General features: G+C 58.0%; 1 pseudogene. It reads right to left on the bottom strand.

Features of this window, described 5'->3' with window-relative positions:
- Positions 1 to 207: pseudogene (locus FY112_RS31870) on the bottom strand (bifunctional folylpolyglutamate synthase/dihydrofolate synthase); the annotation flags it as partial.

The raw sequence follows: 207 nt of genomic DNA, 5'->3' as shown, positions 1-207 counted from the left end.
CGGTTCGGCAACCAAGCCGGCATCATAAGCGGCATTCGACAATATCCACCGGGTCGATCATCGCTTCGCTGCCGCGGATCGGCACGCAGAAAACCTTTTCGACCAGGCCGGTAAAGGCCTTGAAATAGCCGACCGGATCCCTGGTAGCCGATGATCAGAAAAAGCGGCCGAGACTGGCGTTCCTCGAAATTGGCCATGGCTTCGGCA

Source organism: Rhizobium sp. PEPV16 (genome assembly GCF_008919455.1).
Taxonomy (GTDB): Bacteria; Pseudomonadota; Alphaproteobacteria; order Rhizobiales; family Rhizobiaceae; genus Rhizobium; species Rhizobium leguminosarum_Q.
This window is presented reverse-complemented; position numbering and strand designations above follow the sequence as displayed.